Below are 19,173 nucleotides of genomic sequence, written 5' to 3' on the forward strand. Positions count from 1 at the left end.
CGTCTCCCTCTGTGTCGCGCGCCGGGGTGGGCGCCCTCACCGGGGAGGGCGCCGAGCACGCGTACCCAGGGCAGGCCGGTGTACCCGTGTGACGATCCTCCCGTACGTCCGGCCGGCCTGGTCACGATTGGGTTTCGGCCACCCCCGCCCCTCTTGCCTCCTGCTCGTGTAATCGATTCCAATGCTTCCCACACAGTCGTGTAAACGATTCCACAAGGAGGTGGAGGCGGCTCATGGCGAGCATCAAGGATGTCGCCGCCGCGGCCGGGGTGTCCGTCGCCACGGTGTCGCGGGTGCTGAACGCGCACCCCTCGGTCAGCGCCGACGCACGCACGCGTGTGCTGGCCGCCGTGGAGGCGCTGGGCTATCGCCCGAACGCCGTCGCCCGTTCCCTGCGCACCGACCAGACCCACACCCTCGGCCTGGTCATCAGCGACGTCCTCAACCCCTACTTCACGCTGCTGGCCCGGTCCGTCGAGGAGGAGGCCCGCGCCCTCGGCTACAGCGTGATCATCGGCAACGCCGACGAGCGGCCGGACCTTCAGGACCACCACGTGCGCAATCTGCTGGACCGGCGGATCGACGGGCTGCTCGTGTCGCCCACCGACGGCGGGTCGCCGCTGATGCTGGACGCGGCGCGGGCGGGCACCCCGATGGTGTTCGTGGACCGGTGGATCCCGGGCGTGGACGTGCCGGTGGTGCGGGCCGACGGGCGGGATGCCGTACGGGACCTCGTCGCCCACCTGTACCGGCTCGGGCACCGGCGGCTCGCCATCATCGCGGGCCCCGCCGCCACCACGACCGGCAGCGAGCGCGTCGAGGCCTTCCGGGCCGCCCTGGCCGAGTACGGGATCCCGCTGCCGGACGCCTACACCGGTCAGGGCGACTTCCAGGCCGAGAGCGGGCGGCGGGTCACCGAGGGCTTCCTGGACCTGCCGGAGCCGCCCGAGGTCGTCTTCGCGGCCGACAACCTCATGGCGCTCGGTGCCCTGGACGCCGTGCGCGCGCGGGGGTTGCGGGTACCGGACGACATCGCGCTGGCCGCGTTCGACGACATCCCGTGGTTCGTGCACACCGATCCGCCGGTCACCGCGATCGCCCAGCCCACGGACGAGCTGGGGCGCGCCGCCGTACGCGCGCTGGTCGACCGGATCGAGGGCCGGGCCCCGCGGTCCGTGACCCTGCCCGCCCGGCTCGTCGTACGCCGCTCGTGCGGTGAGCCCGCCCCGTCTTCGCCGTTCCCCCAGCAGCCCCCCTCCCCAGTGCAAAGGAGCACGCCGTGAGCGACCCGGACGAGTTGCTGCGTATCGAGGGCATCCGCAAGACCTTTCCCGGCGTGATCGCGCTCGACGGTGTCGATTTCGATCTGCGCCGGGGTGAGGTGCACGTGCTGCTCGGTGAGAACGGTGCCGGCAAGAGCACGCTCATCAAGATGCTCTCCGGCGCCTACACCCCCGATTCCGGGCGGATCCTGGCCGGCGGCGAACAGGTGCGCATCCATGGCGCACAGGACGCCGAGCGGCTCGGAATCGCCACCATCTACCAGGAGTTCAACCTGGTCCCGGACCTGACGGTCGCCGAGAACATCTTTCTCGGCCGGCAGCCGCGCCGGTTCGGGATGATCGACCGCAAGCGGATGGAGGCCGAGGCCGAGACGCTGCTGGAGCGCGTCGGTGTCAAGGTCTCGCCCCGCGCGCGGGTACGCGAACTGGGGATCGCCCGGCTGCAGATGGTCGAGATCGCCAAGGCGCTCAGCCTGCGGGCGCGCGTCCTCATCATGGACGAGCCGACCGCCGTGCTCACCTCGGAGGAGGTGGAGAAGCTCTTCGCCATCGTGCGCTCGCTGCGCGCGGACGGCGTCGGGATCGTGTTCATCACCCATCACCTGGACGAGATCGCCGCCCTGGGCGACCGGGTCACCGTGATCCGGGACGGCAGGAGCGTCGGGCAGGTGCCCGCGGCCACGCCGGAGGACGAACTCGTACGGCTGATGGTGGGGCGCTCCATCGAGCAGCAGTACCCGCGGGAACGGCCCGAGAAGGGCGCCGCGTTGCTCTCCGTCGAGGGGCTCGGCCGGGACGGCGTGTTCCACGACGTGAGCTTCGAGGTGCATGCCGGTGAGGTGGTCGGCATCGCGGGGCTCGTCGGGGCCGGGCGCACCGAGGTCGTGCGGGCCGTGTTCGGCGCGGATCCGTACGACCGGGGGGCCGTGAAGGTCTGCGGCACCGGTCTCAGGCGCCACGACGTCAACGCGGCCATGGCGGCCGGGATCGGGCTCGTGCCGGAGGACCGCAAGGGCCAGGGCCTGGTGCTCGACGCCTCCGTCGAGGAGAACCTGGGCCTGGTGACCATGCGCTCGGCGACCCGGGCGGGGCTGGTCGACCGCAAGGCGCAGCACGGTGCGGCCGAGCGGATCGCGGGGCAGCTCGGGGTGCGCATGGCGGGCCTCGGGCAGCAGGTGCGGACCCTGTCCGGCGGCAACCAGCAGAAGGTCGTCATCGGCAAGTGGCTGCTGGCCGACACCAAGGTGCTGATCCTCGACGAGCCGACGCGCGGTATCGATGTCGGCGCGAAGGTCGAGATCTACCAGCTGATCAACGAACTGACGGCCGCGGGAGCCGCCGTGCTGATGATCTCCAGCGATCTGCCGGAGGTGCTCGGCATGAGCGACCGGGTGCTGGTGATGGCGCAGGGCCGCATCGCCGGTGAACTCACCGCCGCCGAGGCCTCCCAGGACGCCGTGATGGCGCTCGCCGTCTCCACCCCGGCCGCCGCGACGCCCGGCGCCACCCCCACCACCGAGAAGGAGGGCCCCCGTGGCCACTGACACGCTCAAGAGCACGCCGGGCGCCCCGGGGGCCCTTCGCCGGCTGCTGCTCGACAACGGCGCACTCACCGCGCTGATCGTCCTGGTCATCGCCCTGTCGGCGCTGTCCGGCGACTTCCTGACGACGGACAACCTGCTCAACATCGGCGTCCAGGCCGCCGTCACGGCGATCCTCGCCTTCGGTGTCACCTTCGTGATCGTCTCGGCGGGCATCGACCTGTCGGTCGGCTCGGTGGCCGCGCTGTCGGCAACCGTGCTGGCCTGGAGTGCGACCAACCACGGCGTGCCGGTGTTCCTGGCGGTCGTGCTGGCCGTCGCCACCGGCGTCGCGGCCGGTCTGGTGAACGGCTTCCTCATTGCCTACGGCAAGTTGCCGCCGTTCATCGCCACGCTGGCGATGCTGTCGGTGGCGCGCGGCCTGTCCCTGGTGGTCTCCGGGGGCGTCCCGATCCCGTTCCCGGACTCGGTCTCGCACCTCGGCGACACGCTCGGCAACTGGCTGCCGGTGCCCGTGCTGGTGATGGTGGTCATGGGCCTGCTCGCGGCCTTCGTGCTGGGGCGGACGTACATCGGCCGTTCCATGTACGCGATCGGCGGCAACGAGGAGGCCGCGCGGCTGTCGGGTCTGCGGGTGAACCGGCAGAAGCTCGCGATCTACGCACTGTCCGGGGTGTTCGCCGCGGTGGCGGGCGTCGTGCTGGCCTCCCGGCTGTCCTCGGCGCAGCCGCAGGCCGCCGACGGCTACGAGCTGGACGCCATCGCCGCGGTCGTCATCGGCGGCGCCTCGCTCGCGGGCGGCACCGGCAAGGCGTCGGGCACGCTGATCGGCGCGTTGATCCTGGCGGTGCTGCGCAACGGCCTGAACCTGCTGAACGTGTCCGCCTTCTGGCAGCAGGTCGTGATCGGTGTCGTCATCGCGCTGGCGGTGCTGCTGGACACCGTGCGCCGCAAGGCCGGGGCGACCCCGGCGGCCGCGGGTGCGGGCGGTGGCGGGAACCGGGGCAGGCAGGCGGTGACGTACGCGCTGGCGGCCGTCGTGACGGTGGCGATCGTCGGGGCGACCTCCCTCCTGCACGGCTCCTCGGCCTCGGCGACGCCGAAGATGGGCCTGTCGCTGTCCACCCTGAACAACCCGTTCTTCGTGCAGATCCGGGCGGGCGCCCAGGCCGAGGCGAGGAAGCGGGGCGTGGACCTGACCGTCACCGACGCCCAGAACGACGCCTCCCAGCAGGCCAACCAGCTGCAGAACTTCACCACGTCCAACCAGGGCGCGATCATCGTCAACCCGGTGGACTCGGACGCGGCGGGCAACTCGGTCGCGGCCGCAGGCAAGGCGCACATCCCGGTCGTCGCGGTCGACCGGGGCGTCAACAAGGCGCCCGTGGACACCCTGGTGGCCTCCGACAACGTGGCCGGCGGTGAGCTGGCGGCGAGGACGATGGCCGGGAAGCTGGGCGGCAGGGGCAAGATCGTGATCCTGCAGGGACAGGCGGGCACGTCCGCGGCCCGGGAGCGGGCGGCCGGCTTCGCCAAGGGTCTGAAGGCCTTCCCCGGCATCCAGGTGGTGGCCCAGCAGCCCGCCGACTTCGACCGCACCAAGGGCCTCGACGTGATGTCGAACCTGCTCCAGGCCCACCCCGACGTGCAGGGCGTCGTCGCCGCCAACGACGAGATGGCCCTCGGCGCCATCAAGGCGCTCGGTGCCAAGGCCGGCAGGTCGGTCCAGGTGGTCGGCTTCGACGGCACCCCGGACGGGCTGAAGGCGGTCAAGGACGGGACGCTGTACGCGTCGGTCGCCCAGCAGCCGACCCAGCTCGGGCGGATCGCCGTGGACAACGCGCTGAAGGCGGTCCAGGGCAAGAAGGTGGAGCCGATGGTGAAGGTGCCGGTGAAGGTGGTCACGAAGCAGAACGTGGCCGGATTCACCGGCTGACGACGGGCGGTCCGGGCGGGCGGTCGTCCACCATGGTGACGGCCGTCCGCCCGGGTTCATCTCTTCAGGGGAGTCAACTGATGTACGACTACGACCTCTTGGTCGTGGGCTCGGCCAACGCCGACCTGGTGATCGACGTCGAGCGGCGGCCGGCCGCCGGGGAGACGGTGCTCGGCGGGGACCTGGCCGTGCACCCGGGCGGCAAGGGCGCCAACCAGGCGGTCGCCGCCGCCCGGCTCGGGGCGCGTACGGCCCTGCTCGCGCGGGTCGGCGACGACGGTCACGGCCGGCTGCTGCTGGACTCCCTGCGCGCGGCCGGGGTGGACACGGCCGGCGTGCTGGTGGGCGGGGCGCCGACGGGCGTCGCCCTGATCACCGTCGACCCCTCCGGCGACAACAGCATCGTGGTGTCGCCGGGCGCCAACTCCCGTCTGGTGGCGGCCGACGTGCGGGACGCGGGGAAGCTGCTGCTCGCCTCGCGGGTGGTGTCGGCGCAGCTGGAGATCCCGCTGGAGACGGTCGTGGAGGTGGTGCGCGGTCTTGGGCCCGGCGGCCGTTTCGTGCTGAACCCGTCGCCGCCGCGGCCGCTGCCGTCCGAGGTGCTGGCCGCCTGCGACCCGCTGATCGTCAACGAGCACGAGGCGCGGGTGCTCCTCGGTGACGCCTGCGTGAGCGCCGACCCCGAGGACTGGGCGCGGCTGCTGCTGGCCGAGGGCCCGCGTTCGGTGGTGGTGACGCTGGGCGCGGAGGGTGCGCTGGTGTGCGACGGCTCGGGGGTGACCCGGGTGCCGTCGGTGGCGGTGGACGCGGTGGACACCACCGGTGCGGGTGACGCCTTCACGGCCGCCCTGGCCTGGCAGCTGGGCTCGGGTGCCGGCCCGGCCGAGGCGGCGGCCTACGCGGCGCGGGTGGGCGCGGTCGCGGTGACCCGGCGGGGTGCGCAGGAGTCGTACCCGACGGCCGAGGAGGTCGGAGCGCTGTGAAGAAGGCGGGGATCCTCAACCGCCGGTTGTCCGGCGCCCTCGCCGCGCTGGGGCACGGTGACGGGGTGCTGGTCTGCGACGTGGGGATGCCGATCCCGGACGGCCCGCGGGTGGTGGACCTGGCGTTCCGGGCCGGGGTGCCGTCGTTCGCCGAGGTCCTGGACGGCCTGCTGGACGAGCTGGTGGTGGAGGGCGCGACCGCCGCCGAGGAACTGAGCGGCCCCCACCGCACGCTGCTGGAGTCCCGGTTCCCCGGGCTGGCCCTGGTCCCGCACGAACACCTGAAGCGGCTGACGGCCGGCGCCCGCCTGGTGGTCCGCACCGGCGAGGCGCGGCCGTACGCGAACGTGCTGCTGCGGTGCGGGGTGTTCTTCTGAGGACCGCCGCTGTTCTTCCGAGGTCCGCGGGCCGGGGCCGGAAAGCTTCGAGGGGGTCCGGTCCGTCGACGGGGCCTGGCGGAACCGGCCGACGCGCACGCCCTGGAGGCCGCCGCCGTCCTGGACCCGTCCGCGACGGCAAGGTCGCCGGTGGTCCGGCGCTCGTCTTCGCGGCGGACGGGTGGACCGCGTGCGTGGAACCGGTGCGCGGCGAGGGCTTCAGTAGCTGAGGCCCCGGAAGTGCAGGAACGCGGACCGCAGTTCGGCGTCGAGGAGGAGGTCGAGGACCTCCTCCTCCCCCGCGAACAAGGCATCGGCCGCCGGATGGCCGGACTGGTGGAACATGGCGACCAGTACATCGATGAGGGGACGGTTCCAGGTGACCCGGACGATCTCCCTCGCCTTGTCACGCTGCCTCCTGTCCATGGCTATGCGCCACAGCTCGATGGAGTGCCTGGCCGTCGCGTAGGCGTCCCTGCGTCCCTCCACCAGGACCGCTCTCGCGTTGAGGCCGAACACCTCGATACAGGACCGTCCCCGGTCGGTCAGGCCCTGGTACGTTCCGAGCGGGAGCACCAGCCTCAGGTGGTCCAGCGGATCCTCGGCTGTCGGGTCGACGAGCAGAGGGCTGCCGTCGGGTGCGGTGGGGAAGAGGTTCCGCTTCTGGTTGCTGTTGCAGAACGAGCAGGCGAGCAGATGGTTCAGCCAGTCGAAGGTACGCAGCGGAGCGAGGCTCTTCGGCTCGAAGTGGTCGATGTCGGTGCCCTGGCTGTCACCGCAGTACATGCAGCGCTCGCGGCCGGGAGCCATCTCCGCGAGCCCCGCGAGGAGTGCGGGGCGGACCTGCCGGCGATTCGCCCAGAGTTCCCTGGCCGTGTCCTTGCGTTCCTTCTCCGTGGCCTGCTGCCGGATCTCGGCGGTGTAGTCCCTCAGTCGTTCCGCCGTGACCGCCGGCAGGAGGGCACGCCGTAGGCGGATCATTCCTCCGCGTCCTTCGTGCCCTCGGCGATCTCCTCCGCCAGTCGGTGGAGGTGGGCCGACACCTCGTCCACGCGCGCCGACGGCGAACTCGCGAGCCGTTCCTTCAGTTCCTTGTAGCGCGCGAGCGACTCGCCGGACGTGGCCCCGTCGTAGATCTGTGCCTCCAGGTCCACGAACTCGGCCCTGGCCCGTTCGGCGCGCTCCGAGTACGGGGTGTCCAGGCCGAACAGGTCCGAGAGGACCGCGTCGTCGCCACTGCCGTACACCACCCGGTCGTACAGGTCCTGGTCGACGACCTCGGGGGGACGTGCCTCGTCCACGCCGGGCAGTCTGATCAGACCGCCGGGATCCGCGGCCTGGCAGATGTAGGGGCTGTGCGTGGTGACGATGAACTGGATGCGCGGGAAATGGGAGGTCAGCCACGGGCCGATACGGCGCTGCCAGGAGACGTGCAGATGGGCGTCGATCTCGTCGATGATGACGACACCGGGTGTCGTCAGCGCGACCGACCGGCTCCTGGCCTCCCAGAGGTCGGACTCCCACAGGCCGTCGCCGAACACGTCGTGCAGTTGCTTGAGGATGTCGACGACAAGCGCCACCACCGTACGGAACCCGTCGCTCATCTCCCGCAGCGGGAAGCGGCTGTCGTGCCGCTCCACCCACAAGCCCTCGGAGTCGACGTCGTCGATCCGGTACTCGTCGGGCAGCAGTCCGTCCCTGAGCAGCGCCAGTGCGAACGCCTTCAGTCCCCGGGCGCCCCCTCTGCCTTCCAGGGCGCGCAAATGCTGCTCGATCAGCCAGGTGACGCCTTCGGCAAGTGAGGCGTCCTCGTGGAAGAGACTCGTGTGCCTGGCCACGGGCCCGGACGCCAGCATCAGCCGCTGCACGTCGCCCGAGCCGCCGGCCATCCGCCGGAACGGCCCGTAGGCCGCGGAGAACCAGCCCGCGGGGTTGTCCGCCCACGGACCACGACGGGCGATGCTCGTCTGCGCCTTGGTGTACCTGATCTCGTCGAGCCCGGGCAGCACACCCCGGCGGACCGGAACCCTGCCTGCCATGCCGTCGCGGGGCGTCTTCCAGCGAAGCCCGGCCCAGAAGGCGCCGGCGGGCGGGCGGCCCTGCGAGAACCGGTCGTGCCGCGGGTCCCGGCTGATCTCGACCTCGACCTCACCCGCCGTACGCTCCTCCGTCACCCAGTTCTCGAACTGCGGCACCAGACTGCGAGCCACCCCCGGCCCACTGAGCGCCAGCGCCATGGCCCGCAGCAGCGTCGTCTTGCCCGAGCCGTTGCGCCCGGCGAGCACCGTCCACCCGGCGTGACTGCCGTCGGGGCGGGTCAGGGTGAGGTCGACCGCGCGGGGGCCGTGGAAGGACTTGATGCCCTCCACGATGATCCGGCTGACGTACATGGGCGTTGGCGTCCGTTCGCTCGGGTGTGGCACCCGATCTTAGGGCCGTGGCCTGCCCCTCCGTGCGGCAAGCAGCCGGGCCGCGGACCCGTCAGGCCGCCGTGTGCGCCACGAACCGCGCCGCCGTCTCCGCCAGCACCTCGCGCCCGTCGCGGGCCCACAGCGCGTCGTTGAACAGTTCCACCTCGACGGGACCGGTGTATCCGGCGGCCTCGACGTGCGAGAGCCACTCCCGCATGTCGATCGAGCCCTCCCCGATCTGCCCGCGGCCGTTCAGCACGCCCTCCGGCAGCGGGGTGGTCCAGTCGGCGAGCTGGAAGGTGTGGATACGGCCGCCCGCGCCCGCCCGGGCGATCTGCCCGGGCGCCCGGTCGTCCCACCAGATGTGGTATGTGTCCACCGTGACGCCGACCTGCCGGGCGGGGAAACGCTCGGCCAGGTCGAGGGCCTGGGCGAGCGTCGAGACCACACAGCGGTCGGACGCGAACATGGGATGCAACGGCTCGACGGCCAGCCGTACGCCCCGCTCCTCGGCGTAGGGCCCCAACTCGCCCAGCGCGTCGGCGATCCTCTCCCGCGCGCCGTGCAGGTCCTTGGACCCGGCCGGGAGCCCGCCCGACACCAGGACGAGGGTGTCCGTGCCGAGCGTGGCCGCCTCGTCGACGGCCCGGCGGTTGTCGTCCAGGGCACGGGCGCGCTCGGCCGGGTCGATCGCCGTGAGGAAGCCGCCCCTGCACAGGGTCGTCACCGCGAGGCCCGCGTCACGGACCAGCCTCGCGGTCTCCTCCAGACCGTACGACCGGACGGGCTCGCGCCACAGCCCGACGCCGGGGACACCCAGCTCCAGGCAGGCGTCGACCAGTTCGGGCATGCCGAGCTGCTTCACCGTCATCTGGTTGATGGAGAAGCGCGCCAACTCGGGACTGCTCACCGGGTCACCCCGTACAGGGCGAGCAGGTGGGTCATCCGTTCCTCGGCGAGCGCCGGGTCGGGGAACAGGCCGAGTCCGTCGGCGAGTTCGTAGGCCCGGGCGAGGTGCGGGAGCGAGCGGGCCGACTGCCACCCGCCGACCATCGTGAAGTGCGACTGGTGGCCCGCGAGCCAGGCGAGGAGGACGACGCCCGTCTTGTAGAAGCGGGTGGGGGGCTGGAAGAGGTGGCGGGAGAGGCCGACCGTCGGGTCCAGCAGGGCCCGGAAACCCCGGACGTCTCCGGTGTCGAGCACCCGGACCGCCTGTGCCGCCAGCGGGCCCAGCGGGTCGAAGACGCCGAGCAGGGCGTGGCTGAAGCCCCCGGCGTCGCCCGCGATCAGCTCGGGGTAGTGGAAGTCGTCGCCGGTGTAGCAGCGGACGCCGGGCGGGAGGCGCCGGCGCAGGTCTGTCTCGCGGCCCGCGTCCAGCAGGGAGATCTTCACGCCGTCCACCTTGTCCGGGTGCGCGGCGATGACGTCCAGGAACACCCCGGTGGCCGCGTCCAGGTCGGCGAGGCCCCAGTAGCCGTCCAGCGCCGGGTCGAACATCGGCCCCAGCCAGTGCAGGATCACCGGCTCGGCGGACTGGCGCAGGAGATGGCCGTACAGCTCCAGGTAGTCCTCGGGCCCGCGGGCGGCCGACGCCAGAGCGCGGGACGCCATCAGGACCGGCCGGGCGCCCGACTCCTCGACCACGGCGAGCTGTTCCTCGTAGGCGGCGCGGATCTCCGGCAGGGTTCCACCGGTGAGCTGGTCGGTGCCGGCCCCGCAGACGATGCGGCCGCCGACCGCCCTCGCCTCCGCCGCCGACCGGCGGATCAGTTCGGCCGCGCCCGCCCAGTCGAGGCCCATACCGCGCTGGGCGGTGTCCATCGCCTCGGCGACACCGAGGCCGTGGGACCACAGGTGACGGCGGAAGGCGAGGGTGGCGTCCCAGTCGACGGCGGCGGGGCCCCCGGGCGACACGTCGGCGTACGGGTCCGCGACGACGTGGGCCGCGGCGAAGACCGTACGGGAGGTGAAGGGCGTGCCGGAGGCCGGGGAGACGGGCGTGCCGGAGGACGTGGAGAAGGGTTCGGCGCGCGGCTCGTAGGTCCGCGTGGTGCCGTCCGCCGCGGGCAGCCGGATGGTCAAAGCGAGATCTCCGGTACGTCGATGCGGCGGCCCTCGGCCGAGGAGCGCAGGGCCAGTTCGGCGAGTTGCACACCGCGGGCGCCGGCGAGCAGGTCCCAGTGGTAGGGGGCGTCGGTGTGGACGTGCTTCAGGAACAGCTCCCACTGGGCCTTGAAGCCGTTGCCGAAGACGGTGTTGTCCGGCACCTCCTGCCACTGGTCGCGGAAGGGCTCGGTGGCGGGCACGTCCGGGTCCCAGACGGGCTTGGGGGTGGCGCAGCGGTGCTGCGCGCGGCACTTCCCGAGACCGGCCACGGCCGAGCCCTCGGTGCCGTCGACCTGGAACTCGACGAGTTCGTCCCGGTCGACGCGGACCGCCCAGGAGGAGTTGATCTGGGCGACGGCACCGCCGTCGAGTTCGAAGATGCCGTAGGCGGCGTCGTCGGCGGTGGCGTCGTAGGGCTTGCCCTGTTCGTCCCAGCGCTGCGGGATGTGGGTGGTGGCCAGGGTCTGGACGGATCTCACCCGGCCGAACAGCTCGTGCAGGACGTACTCCCAGTGCGGGAACATGTCGACGACGATGCCGCCGCCGTCCTCGGCACGGTAGTTCCAGGAGGGGCGCTGGGCGGACTGCCAGTCGCCCTCGAAGACCCAGTAGCCGAACTCGCCGCGGACGGAGAGGACGCGGCCGAAGAAGCCGCCGTCGATGAGCCGTTTCAGCTTCAGCAGGCCCGGCAGGAAGATCTTGTCCTGGACGACGCCGTGCTTGACGCCCTTGTCGTGGGCGAGGCGGGCGAGCGCGAGGGCGGCTTCGGAGCCCGTCGCGGTGGGCTTCTCGGTGTAGATGTGCTTGCCGGCCGCGACGGCCTTCCGGATCGACTCCTCGCGGGCGGAGGTGACCTGGGCGTCGAAGTAGATGTCGACGGTCGGGTCGGCGAGGACGGTGTCGAGGTCGGTCGCGAGGTGTTCCAGGCCGTGCCGTTCGGCGATCTCCCGCAGGGCGCGCTCGCGGCGGCCGAGCAGGATCGGCTCGGGCCACAGCACGGTGCCGTCGCCGAGGTCGAGGCCGCCCTGTTCGCGCAGGGCGAGGATCGACCGGACGAGGTGCTGGCGGTAGCCCATGCGCCCGGTCACGCCGTTCATGGCGATGCGTACGGTCTTGCGCGTCACGTCAGTCCCTTCGCGGGCGCCGGGCGCCCCGTCCGACCGCGGGACCCATCGAGCAGCAAGCGCTTTCCGGGAGGGTGAAGCTAGCTTCTGGGGGGCGGTCCCGCAAGACCGTTGCCCGTTCGAGTTGTTCGAGGGGGCGAACAACTTCACTCCATGGAACTAAGGTCTGCTCGGCACATGCCCGGAACCAGGACCGGGGCCCGGCTGTCTACGAGGGCGTACCGAGTGCTGCACGACCGAAGGACGACGAGATGACGGTGACCCTGGCGGACGTGGCGGCCCGCGCCCAGGTCTCCCCCGCGACGGTGTCGCGCGTGCTGAACGGCAACTATCCGGTGGCCGCGTCCACCCGCGAGCGGGTGCTGCGGGCGGTGGACGAGCTGGACTACGTCCTCAACGGCCCCGCCAGCTCGCTCGCCGCGGCCACCTCCGATCTGGTCGGCATCCTCGTGAACGACATCGCCGACCCGTTCTTCGGGATCATGGCGAGCGCCATCCAGGCCGAGATCGGGGGGCCGGGCGGGCGTGCGGGCGGGGAACGCCTGGCGGTCGTCTGCAACACCGGCGGATCGCCGGAGCGCGAGCTGACGTATCTGACCCTGCTCCAGCGGCAACGGGCGGCGGCCGTGGTGCTGACCGGCGGAGCCGTCGAGTCCGCGCCGCACGCGGCGGCGGTCGCGGCGAAGCTGCGGAAGCTGGCTGAGGCCGGTACGCGGGTGGTGCTGTGCGGGCGCCCGCCGGTGCCGGACACCCGGGCCGTCGCGCTGACCTTCGACAACCGGGGCGGTGCCCGTGCGCTGACGGATCACCTCGTCGGCCTCGGCCACCGGCGGCTCGGCTACATCGCGGGCCCCAGGGAGCGTACGACGACACGGCACCGCCTGGAGGGTCATCGCGCCGCGCTGGAGGCCGCCGGCATCGGGGAGGACCCGCGCCGGACGGTGTACGGCCGCTACGACCGCCGGTCCGGCCACGAGGCCACGCTGGAACTGCTGCGCCGGGATCCCTCGCTGACGGCGATCGTGGCCGCGAACGACTCCGTCGCCCTCGGCGCCTGCGCCGCCCTGCGCGAGTCGGGGCTGCGCGTTCCGGAGGACGTGTCGGTGGCCGGCTTCGACGACCTGCCGTTCAGCATCGACGCCGTGCCGTCGCTGACGACCGTGCGCCTGCCGCTGTCGGAGGCGGGAGCGCGCGCCGGACGCATCGCGATGGGCCGCGAGGAGCCCCCGCCCGGCGGAATCGCCTCGGCACGGGGCGAGCTGATGGTCCGGGGGTCCACCGGGGTTCCGCGGACCTGAGCCGCCGAACCGGGCAGGCGGGGGCGGCCTGGCGGGGGTGGGCCCGGCTGGGCGGGGCTGCTCGGCGCATGGCTTCTCACCCCACGGCCGGTGCCGCATCCTCCCGAGCCGCGGGGTCCGGCCCGGCGGAATCCTGGCTGCCGGAGGGTGCGAGCGGGGGTGAGGGCAGGGGGGCGACGGCTCCTGCCGAGACCGTCCCCCCCGCCCCCGACGCCGGCCTACAAGTGCGGTCGGTGGCCGTGTTCCTGGTGGGGAAAGCGCTGGTCCGCGCCCGGCAGGGTCGGTTTCGGCAGGGTGGCCACCTCCTCCTTCGCCTTCTCCAGCTGCTCCGCGGTGTCGTCCGGCAGGCGGGGCGGGCGCGGGCGGCCGTGGGAGAAGCGGAAGGCGCTGGTGAGGTCGCCGAAGGTGGCCCGGCGCCAGTCGCTGACGTTCGGCTCCTCGACGCCGGTGAAGCACTCCAGGAACTGCAGCGCCGAGGTGTGGTCGAAGGCCTCCGTGGCGACCCAGCCGCCCACGGTCCAGGGCGAGATGACGATCGCGGGCACCCGGAAGCCGCCGCCGATCGGGAGGCCGCCGATGAACTCGCCCTTCGTCCCCTCGGGCGGCACGGGCGGTGGCACGTGGTCGAAGAGGCCGTCGTTCTCGTCGTAGTTCAGGATGAAGGCCGTCTTGCGCCAGACCCTCGGGTTGGACGCGATCGCCTCGATCTTCGACGCCACGAAGTCGGCGCCCGCGGCGGGCAGGTAGTCCGGGTGCTCGGACTGGTAGCTGGTCGGCATGATCCAGCTCACCGCCGGCAGCCGGTCGTTGCGGGCGTCGTCCTCGAAGGTCCCCTCGGGCTGCGGGCGCACGCCGCGCTCGTAGAGGTCGGAGCCCGGCTGGGCGTCCCTGAAGGGGGCGAACTGCTCCAGCATGTTGCAGCCGTAGTCGTCGTCCTGCTGGTAGACCTTCCAGCTGATCCCGGCCGACTGAAGGCGCTCGGCGTAGGTCGTCCAGCGGTACGGCTTCGGCGCCTTGTTGGTGGTCACCGGGCCGCCCAGGGCGCCGCCCGGGTCGATCGAACCGGTCATCCACATCAGCCGGTTGGGCCAGGTGGGGCCGAACACCGAGCAGAAGTAGTTGTCGCAGACGGTGAAGGCCTCGGCGAGGGCGAACTGGAAGGGGATGTCCTCGCGCGTGTAGTAGCCCATGACGTAGGGGCCGTTGACGCCGTCGGCCTTGCGGTGGGCCGGCAGCCACCGGTCCATTCTGCCGCCGTTCCACGCCTCGTGCTGCACGGACCAGGCGTGGCTGGTGGAGGGGATCGCCTGGGCGCTGGACGTGTGGGTGTCGAGGTGGAAGGGCAGCAGGTAGCCCTTGGGGTTCTGGACGTCGGGCTGGTAGAAGACGCTGCGCCCGTCGTCGAGCTCCAACGCGTGCGGGTCGGCGAAGCCGCGCACCCCGGAGAGGGTGCCGAAGTAGTGGTCGAAGGACCGGTTCTCCTGCATCAGCAGGACGACGTGTTCGATGTCGCGCAGCGAGCCGTTCCGCGGCGGTCCGGCGGCGACCGCCGTCTGGACGCTCGGCGGGAGGAGGGAGAACGCCGCCGCACCACCCAGCGCGCCGGCGGCCGAACCCAGAAGTCTGCGTCGAGTCAACTCGGCCATGGATGCCCCTTCTTGAGCGATCACGTGGACTGGACCGCGAGCCACTCTTCGCCCCGGGAGGCGAGCGGCAGCAGTGGCCGGCGATGAACATGCCGACAACGTGCGCCGCCCACTTGGCAAAGTCATGACATTTACCGGCCGAATGTCGCCGGCGGGCCGCCGGGCCGTCACCGGCGTCGCGGCGTCTTCACGGGAGGCGGGCCGAGGCGTAGGCTCGGGAACTATCTCTGACCGAGTCAACTATCCGGGTGGTGCCCATGACCATCGAGGACATCCGCTCGTTCAACCGCTTCTACACGGGCGTCATCGGCGCACTCGACTACGGCCGCCACCTCTACGCGCCCTACACCCTCACCGAGTCCCGCGTGCTCTACGAACTCGCGCGGGCCCCGCACCTGGACGCGGCCGACCTGCGTACCGGGCTGGATCTGGACGCCGGGTACCTGAGCCGGATCCTGAACGGGTTCGAGGAGGGCGGCCTGATCGAGCGCGGCCCCTCGGACACCGATCCGCGCCGGCGGCGGGTACGGCTCACCCCGCGCGGGCACGAGGCCGCGCGGCTGCTCGAGGAGCGGGCCCGGGAGAAGGTCGGCGCACTGCTGGAGACGGTGGCCGCCGAGGACCGGCCCCGGTTGGCCGATGCCATGCGGGCCATCCGGGGGATTCTGGGCGACGGCACCGCACCGGAGCCCGGACGGGTCGTCCTGCGGGCGCCCCGGCCCGGCGACCTCGGCTGGATCGTGCAGCGCAACGCCGCCCTGTACGCGGCGGAGTACGGCTGGAACGCCGATTACGAGGGCCTGGTCGCCCGGATCGTCGCCGACTTCGCGCAGGACCACGACCCGCATCTGGAGCGGGTGTGGATCGCCGGGCGGGAGGAGTCCCGCCCGGACGCGGCCGGGGGCGGAGAGGGGCGCCCGCTGGGCTGCGTGATGTGCGTACGGGACGACGCGCCGGGCACCGCGCGGCTGCGGCTGCTGCTGGTCGAGCCCGAGGCGCGCGGGCAGGGCGTCGGCGACCGGCTGGTACGGGCCGTCATCGACTTCGCGCGCGAGGTCGGCTACCGCGACCTGGTGCTGTGGACCAACGACGTGCTGGGCAGCGCCCGCCGCCTCTACCAGCGGCACGGCTTCGCCCTCGTCGCGGAGAAGCCGCACCGCTCCTTCGGCCGCGACCTGGTCGGCCAGGACTGGCGGCTGGAATTGCATGGACCCGGTGAGTGAGGGGTACGTTCCGTGCCCATGAAGCTGGCGTTCTCCACCCTCGGTGTCCCCGGCCTGCCCCTCCCGGAGGTCCTGGCCCTCGCGACCGCACACGGCTACCACGGTGTCGAGCTGCGCGCCCACCCGGAGGAGCCGGTGCACCCCGGCCTCTCCCCCGCCGGCCGCGCCGAGACCGCGGCCCTGTTCCAGGGCGCCGGGATCGAGCCGCTGGGCGTCGCCGGTTACACCCGGGTGGCCGCCCCCGGTGACGACGGTCCGGTACTGGAGGAGATCCGCGGGCTCCTTCAGCTGGCCCACGACCTGGGCGCGCCCTTCGTCCGCGTCCTCCCGGGCGCCGATCCCGGCCGGCCCCGCGAGGAGGCCGACGCCGTCGCCGCCCGCCGTCTCGGCACCGCCGCCGAGGACGCGGCCGCGCTCGGCGTCCGCATCCTGCTGGAGACCCACGACTCGCACCCCACCGGCGCCGACGCGATCCGGATCCTCGGCCCGGTCGGCCACCGCCAGGTGGGCGCCCTGTGGGACGTGCTGCACACCTGGCTGGGCGGCGAACAGCCCTCGGACACCTACGCGGCCCTCGCCCCGCATCTGGGATACGTACAGGTCAAGGACGTCGCGTCGGCCGAGGACACCACCCCCGTGCCGCTGGGCGCGGGCGTGCTGCCACTCACCGAGTGCGTGGACGTCCTCTCCCGGAGCGGCTGGGACGGCTGGCTGTGCTGGGAGTACGAGAAGCGCTGGCACGAGAAGGCCGCCCCGCTCCCGGAACTGCTCGACGCGGGCCGCGACCACCTGCTGCGGCTGCTGGGCGACGCGGCTTAGGCACCTCCCGCGGCACCGACAGCACGCGGCTCAGGCACCTCCCGCGGCACCGACAGCACGCGGCTCAGGCATCTGACGCGGCACGGACAGCACGCGGCTCAGGCACCTGACGCGGCCAAAGTTGCCGGCGTCGTGCAGGCACCTGACGCGGCGTAGGGTCCCACGCGGCGTGGGTGGCGCCGGTCAGGTGCCGTCCGGCGTACGCGCCGTGAGCGGGGCGGTGCCGTCGACGCGCCGGTCGGGCACGGCGGGCCGGGGACCGTGACCGGCGCCCGGGTCGGTCCGGCCGCTGTCTGCGCGCGGAACCGGCCTGGAGCGCGCCCGCCGCCACCGGCGCGCCCGCCGTTCGTGCGCCGGTGGCGGTCCCGACCGCGGGTACTGTGCATTCCCTTGACGGAAAGAAACTTCCCGGATATTCGTGACTCCTTGGAAGTTTCCTTCAGCGGTTCTCCTCTGGAAGGAGCGCACGTGCACGACACCAGCACGGGAAGCACGGGAAGCACCGCACGGCCGTCCAGACGCGCCGTCCTCGCCGCGACCGCGGGTCTCACCGCCGCGCTGACCGTATCGACGACCGCCCGCGCCGCCGTCCCCGGCGAGCACCGCCTGCGGGCCCTGATCTCCAGGATGACGCTGGAGGAGAAGGTCGGCCAGCTCTTCGTGATGCGGGTCTACGGCCACTCCGCCACCGCCCCCGACCAGGCGGACGTCGACGCCAACCTGACGGAGATCGGCGTCCGCACCGCCGCCGAACTGATCGAGAAGTACCGGGTCGGCGGCATCATCTACTTCTCCTGGGCCCACAACACCCGTGATCCGCAGCAGATCGCCGACCTGTCCGACGGCATCCAGCGGGCTTCCCTGAGCCAACCGCGCGGACTGCCGATGCTCATCGCCACCGACCAGGAGCACGGCGCCGTCTGCCGGATCGGCAGGCCCGCGACCCTCTTCCCCGGCGCCATGGCGATCGGCGCCGGCGGCTCCACCGCCGACGCCCGCACCCTGGGCCGGATCTCCGGCGCCGAACTGCGCGCGATGGGCGTCAACCAGGACTACTCCCCCGACGCCGACGTGAACGTCAACCCGGCCAACCCCGTCATCGGCGTCCGGTCCTTCGGCGCCGATCCGGAGGCGGTCGCCCGGCTGGTGGCCGCCGAGGTGGAGGGGTACCAGGCGTCCCGGGTCGCGGCGACCGCCAAGCACTTCCCCGGCCACGGGGACACCGCCGTCGACAGCCACTACGGCTTCCCGGTCATCACGCACAGCCGGGAGCTGTGGTCGGAGCTGGACGCGGTGCCGTTCCGGGCCGCGATCCGGGCGGGCGTCGACTCCATCATGACCGCGCACATCGAGTTCCCGGCCCTGGACGACTCCGGCGACCCGGCCACCCTGTCGCATCCGATCGTCACCGGCATCCTGCGCGGCGAACTCGGTTACGACGGCGTCGTGATCACCGACTCGCTGGGCATGCAGGGGGTGCGCACCAAGTACGGCGACGACCGGGTCCCGGTGCTCGCGCTCAAGGCCGGCGTCGACCAGTTGCTCAACCCACCGTCCGTCGACGTGGCCTGGCACGCGGTGCTCAGGGCCGTCCAGGAGGGCGAGCTGACCGAGGCCCGGCTGGACGAATCGATCCTGCGGATCCTGCGACTCAAGGCCCGGCTGGGGCTGTTCGAGCACACCCGCGCCGAACAGGCCGGCGTGGACCGCACGGTGGGGACGCGGGCCCATCTGGCCGCCGCCGACCGGATGGCCGAGCGGACCACGACCCTGCTGGTCAACGAGGACGATCTGCTCCCGCTCGACCACCGCGCCGAGCGCAGGATCCTGGTCGTCGGCGCCGACCCGGCCTCCCCGTCGGGCACCACCGGACCGCCCGCCGACGTGCTGGCCGCGGCCCTCACCGAGCTGGGCTTCACCGCCACGGCCCTGACGACCGGCATGGCGCCGTCGGCCGCGGTCGTCTCCGAGGCGGTCGCCGCCGCCCAGGACGCGGACGCGGTGGTGGTGGCCACGTACAACGTGACGGCGCGCAGTGCGCAGCGGACCCTGGTGGAGCGGCTGCAGGCGACGGGCCGGGCGGTGGTGGCGGTGGCCGTGCGCAATCCGTACGACGTTGCCCAACTGCCCACCGTGAAGGCCTGCCTGGCGACCTACTGCTGGACCGACGTCGAACTGCGGGCCGCCGCACGGGTGATCGCCGGCCGGGTGGCACCGCGCGGCAGGCTGCCGGTGCCGGTGCAGCGGGCGGACGATCCGGCGCAGGTGCTGTACCCGATCGGCCACGGGCTGTCGTACGAGACGTACCCGGCGCCCCGGGCGTAACGCCCCGGCGGCAGAAGGCCCTCCCGGCGGCCGCCGTCGAGGGGCTCCCACCCTCGCGGCGGGCCCGGGCCGGCGCGGGGGGGGCGGGGCGGCGGGGGGGG

General features: G+C 72.7%; 15 protein-coding genes. 9 read left to right on the forward strand and 6 right to left on the reverse strand.

Features of this window, described 5'->3' with window-relative positions; genetic code table 11:
- Window positions 1-233 precede the first annotated feature (233 nt).
- The 5 genes from ABVB68_RS20565 to rbsD all read left to right on the forward strand — a co-directional run bounded on the left by ABVB68_RS20565 (window position 234) and on the right by rbsD (window position 6,120).
- On the forward strand, window positions 234-1,283 hold the full coding sequence (locus ABVB68_RS20565) for a LacI family DNA-binding transcriptional regulator (RefSeq protein ID WP_353602534.1): 1,050 nt from the start codon (window positions 234-236) through the stop codon (window positions 1,281-1,283).
- Window positions 1,280-2,827: a sugar ABC transporter ATP-binding protein gene (locus ABVB68_RS20570; protein WP_353602535.1), complete on the forward strand. Its 1,548-nt coding sequence runs from the start codon at window positions 1,280-1,282 to the stop codon at window positions 2,825-2,827. Before ABVB68_RS20565 ends, ABVB68_RS20570 begins: the two co-directional genes overlap by 4 nt.
- Window positions 2,817-4,760, forward strand: coding sequence for an ABC transporter permease/substrate-binding protein (locus ABVB68_RS20575; RefSeq protein ID WP_353602536.1), 1,944 nt, complete (start codon window positions 2,817-2,819; stop codon window positions 4,758-4,760). Before ABVB68_RS20570 ends, ABVB68_RS20575 begins: the two co-directional genes overlap by 11 nt.
- A gap of 80 nt (window positions 4,761-4,840) precedes the next feature.
- The gene (locus ABVB68_RS20580) at window positions 4,841-5,743 is read left to right on the forward strand and encodes a ribokinase (protein ID WP_353602537.1); all 903 of its coding nucleotides are present in this window, start codon (window positions 4,841-4,843) and stop codon (window positions 5,741-5,743) included.
- Window positions 5,740-6,120 carry a D-ribose pyranase gene (gene rbsD / locus ABVB68_RS20585; protein ID WP_353602538.1) on the forward strand — a complete coding sequence of 127 codons (381 nt, stop codon included), beginning with the start codon at window positions 5,740-5,742 and terminating at the stop codon, window positions 6,118-6,120. The genes ABVB68_RS20580 and rbsD overlap by 4 nt, the downstream gene beginning before the upstream one ends.
- Before the next feature lie 219 nt (window positions 6,121-6,339).
- On the opposite strand, the gene ABVB68_RS20590 is transcribed toward rbsD, so the two are convergent.
- The 5 genes from ABVB68_RS20590 to ABVB68_RS20610 form a co-directional block, all read right to left on the reverse strand.
- A complete protein-coding gene (locus tag ABVB68_RS20590) occupies window positions 6,340-7,101 on the reverse strand; it encodes an HNH endonuclease (RefSeq protein ID WP_353602539.1) in 762 nt (253 codons plus the stop codon).
- Window positions 7,098-8,510 carry an AAA family ATPase gene (locus tag ABVB68_RS20595; RefSeq protein WP_353602540.1) on the reverse strand — a complete coding sequence of 471 codons (1,413 nt, stop codon included), beginning with the start codon at window positions 8,508-8,510 and terminating at the stop codon, window positions 7,098-7,100. The genes ABVB68_RS20590 and ABVB68_RS20595 overlap by 4 nt, the downstream gene beginning before the upstream one ends.
- A 91-nt stretch (window positions 8,511-8,601) precedes the next feature.
- Window positions 8,602-9,402: a sugar phosphate isomerase/epimerase family protein gene (locus ABVB68_RS20600; RefSeq protein WP_353602554.1), complete on the reverse strand. Its 801-nt coding sequence runs from the start codon at window positions 9,400-9,402 to the stop codon at window positions 8,602-8,604.
- 35 nt (window positions 9,403-9,437) lie between these two features.
- Window positions 9,438-10,613, reverse strand: a complete 1,176-nt coding sequence (locus tag ABVB68_RS20605) for a dihydrodipicolinate synthase family protein (RefSeq protein WP_353602541.1) — start codon at window positions 10,611-10,613, stop codon at window positions 9,438-9,440.
- Window positions 10,610-11,761 (reverse strand): Gfo/Idh/MocA family protein, encoded by a 1,152-nt coding sequence (locus ABVB68_RS20610; RefSeq protein WP_353602542.1) that lies wholly within the window; start codon window positions 11,759-11,761, stop codon window positions 10,610-10,612. Before ABVB68_RS20610 ends, ABVB68_RS20605 begins: the two co-directional genes overlap by 4 nt.
- Before the next feature lie 251 nt (window positions 11,762-12,012).
- Here ABVB68_RS20610 and ABVB68_RS20615 point away from each other — a divergent pair, with 251 nt between their 5' ends.
- Window positions 12,013-13,059 (forward strand): LacI family DNA-binding transcriptional regulator, encoded by a 1,047-nt coding sequence (locus ABVB68_RS20615; RefSeq protein WP_353602543.1) that lies wholly within the window; start codon window positions 12,013-12,015, stop codon window positions 13,057-13,059.
- 218 nt (window positions 13,060-13,277) lie between these two features.
- Here ABVB68_RS20615 and ABVB68_RS20620 read toward each other — a convergent pair whose 3' ends face one another.
- Window positions 13,278-14,705 carry an alkaline phosphatase family protein gene (locus ABVB68_RS20620; RefSeq protein ID WP_353602544.1) on the reverse strand — a complete coding sequence of 476 codons (1,428 nt, stop codon included), beginning with the start codon at window positions 14,703-14,705 and terminating at the stop codon, window positions 13,278-13,280.
- Between the two features lie 257 nt (window positions 14,706-14,962).
- Between ABVB68_RS20620 and ABVB68_RS20625 the strand changes: the two genes are divergently transcribed.
- From ABVB68_RS20625 to ABVB68_RS20635, 3 genes are all read left to right on the forward strand, one after another.
- Window positions 14,963-15,928, forward strand: coding sequence for a GNAT family N-acetyltransferase (locus tag ABVB68_RS20625; protein WP_353602545.1), 966 nt, complete (start codon window positions 14,963-14,965; stop codon window positions 15,926-15,928).
- Between the two features lie 18 nt (window positions 15,929-15,946).
- On the forward strand, window positions 15,947-16,747 hold the full coding sequence (locus ABVB68_RS20630) for a sugar phosphate isomerase/epimerase family protein (RefSeq protein WP_353602546.1): 801 nt from the start codon (window positions 15,947-15,949) through the stop codon (window positions 16,745-16,747).
- 468 nt (window positions 16,748-17,215) lie between these two features.
- Entirely contained in the window at window positions 17,216-19,072 is a 1,857-nt protein-coding gene (locus ABVB68_RS20635; protein WP_353602547.1) for a glycoside hydrolase family 3 protein, read from the forward strand.
- The last annotated feature ends 101 nt before the right edge of the window (window positions 19,073-19,173 follow it).

The sequence above is a fragment of the Streptomyces sp. NPDC096012 genome (assembly GCF_040426375.1).
In the GTDB taxonomy this organism is placed as follows: domain Bacteria; phylum Actinomycetota; class Actinomycetes; order Streptomycetales; family Streptomycetaceae; genus Streptomyces.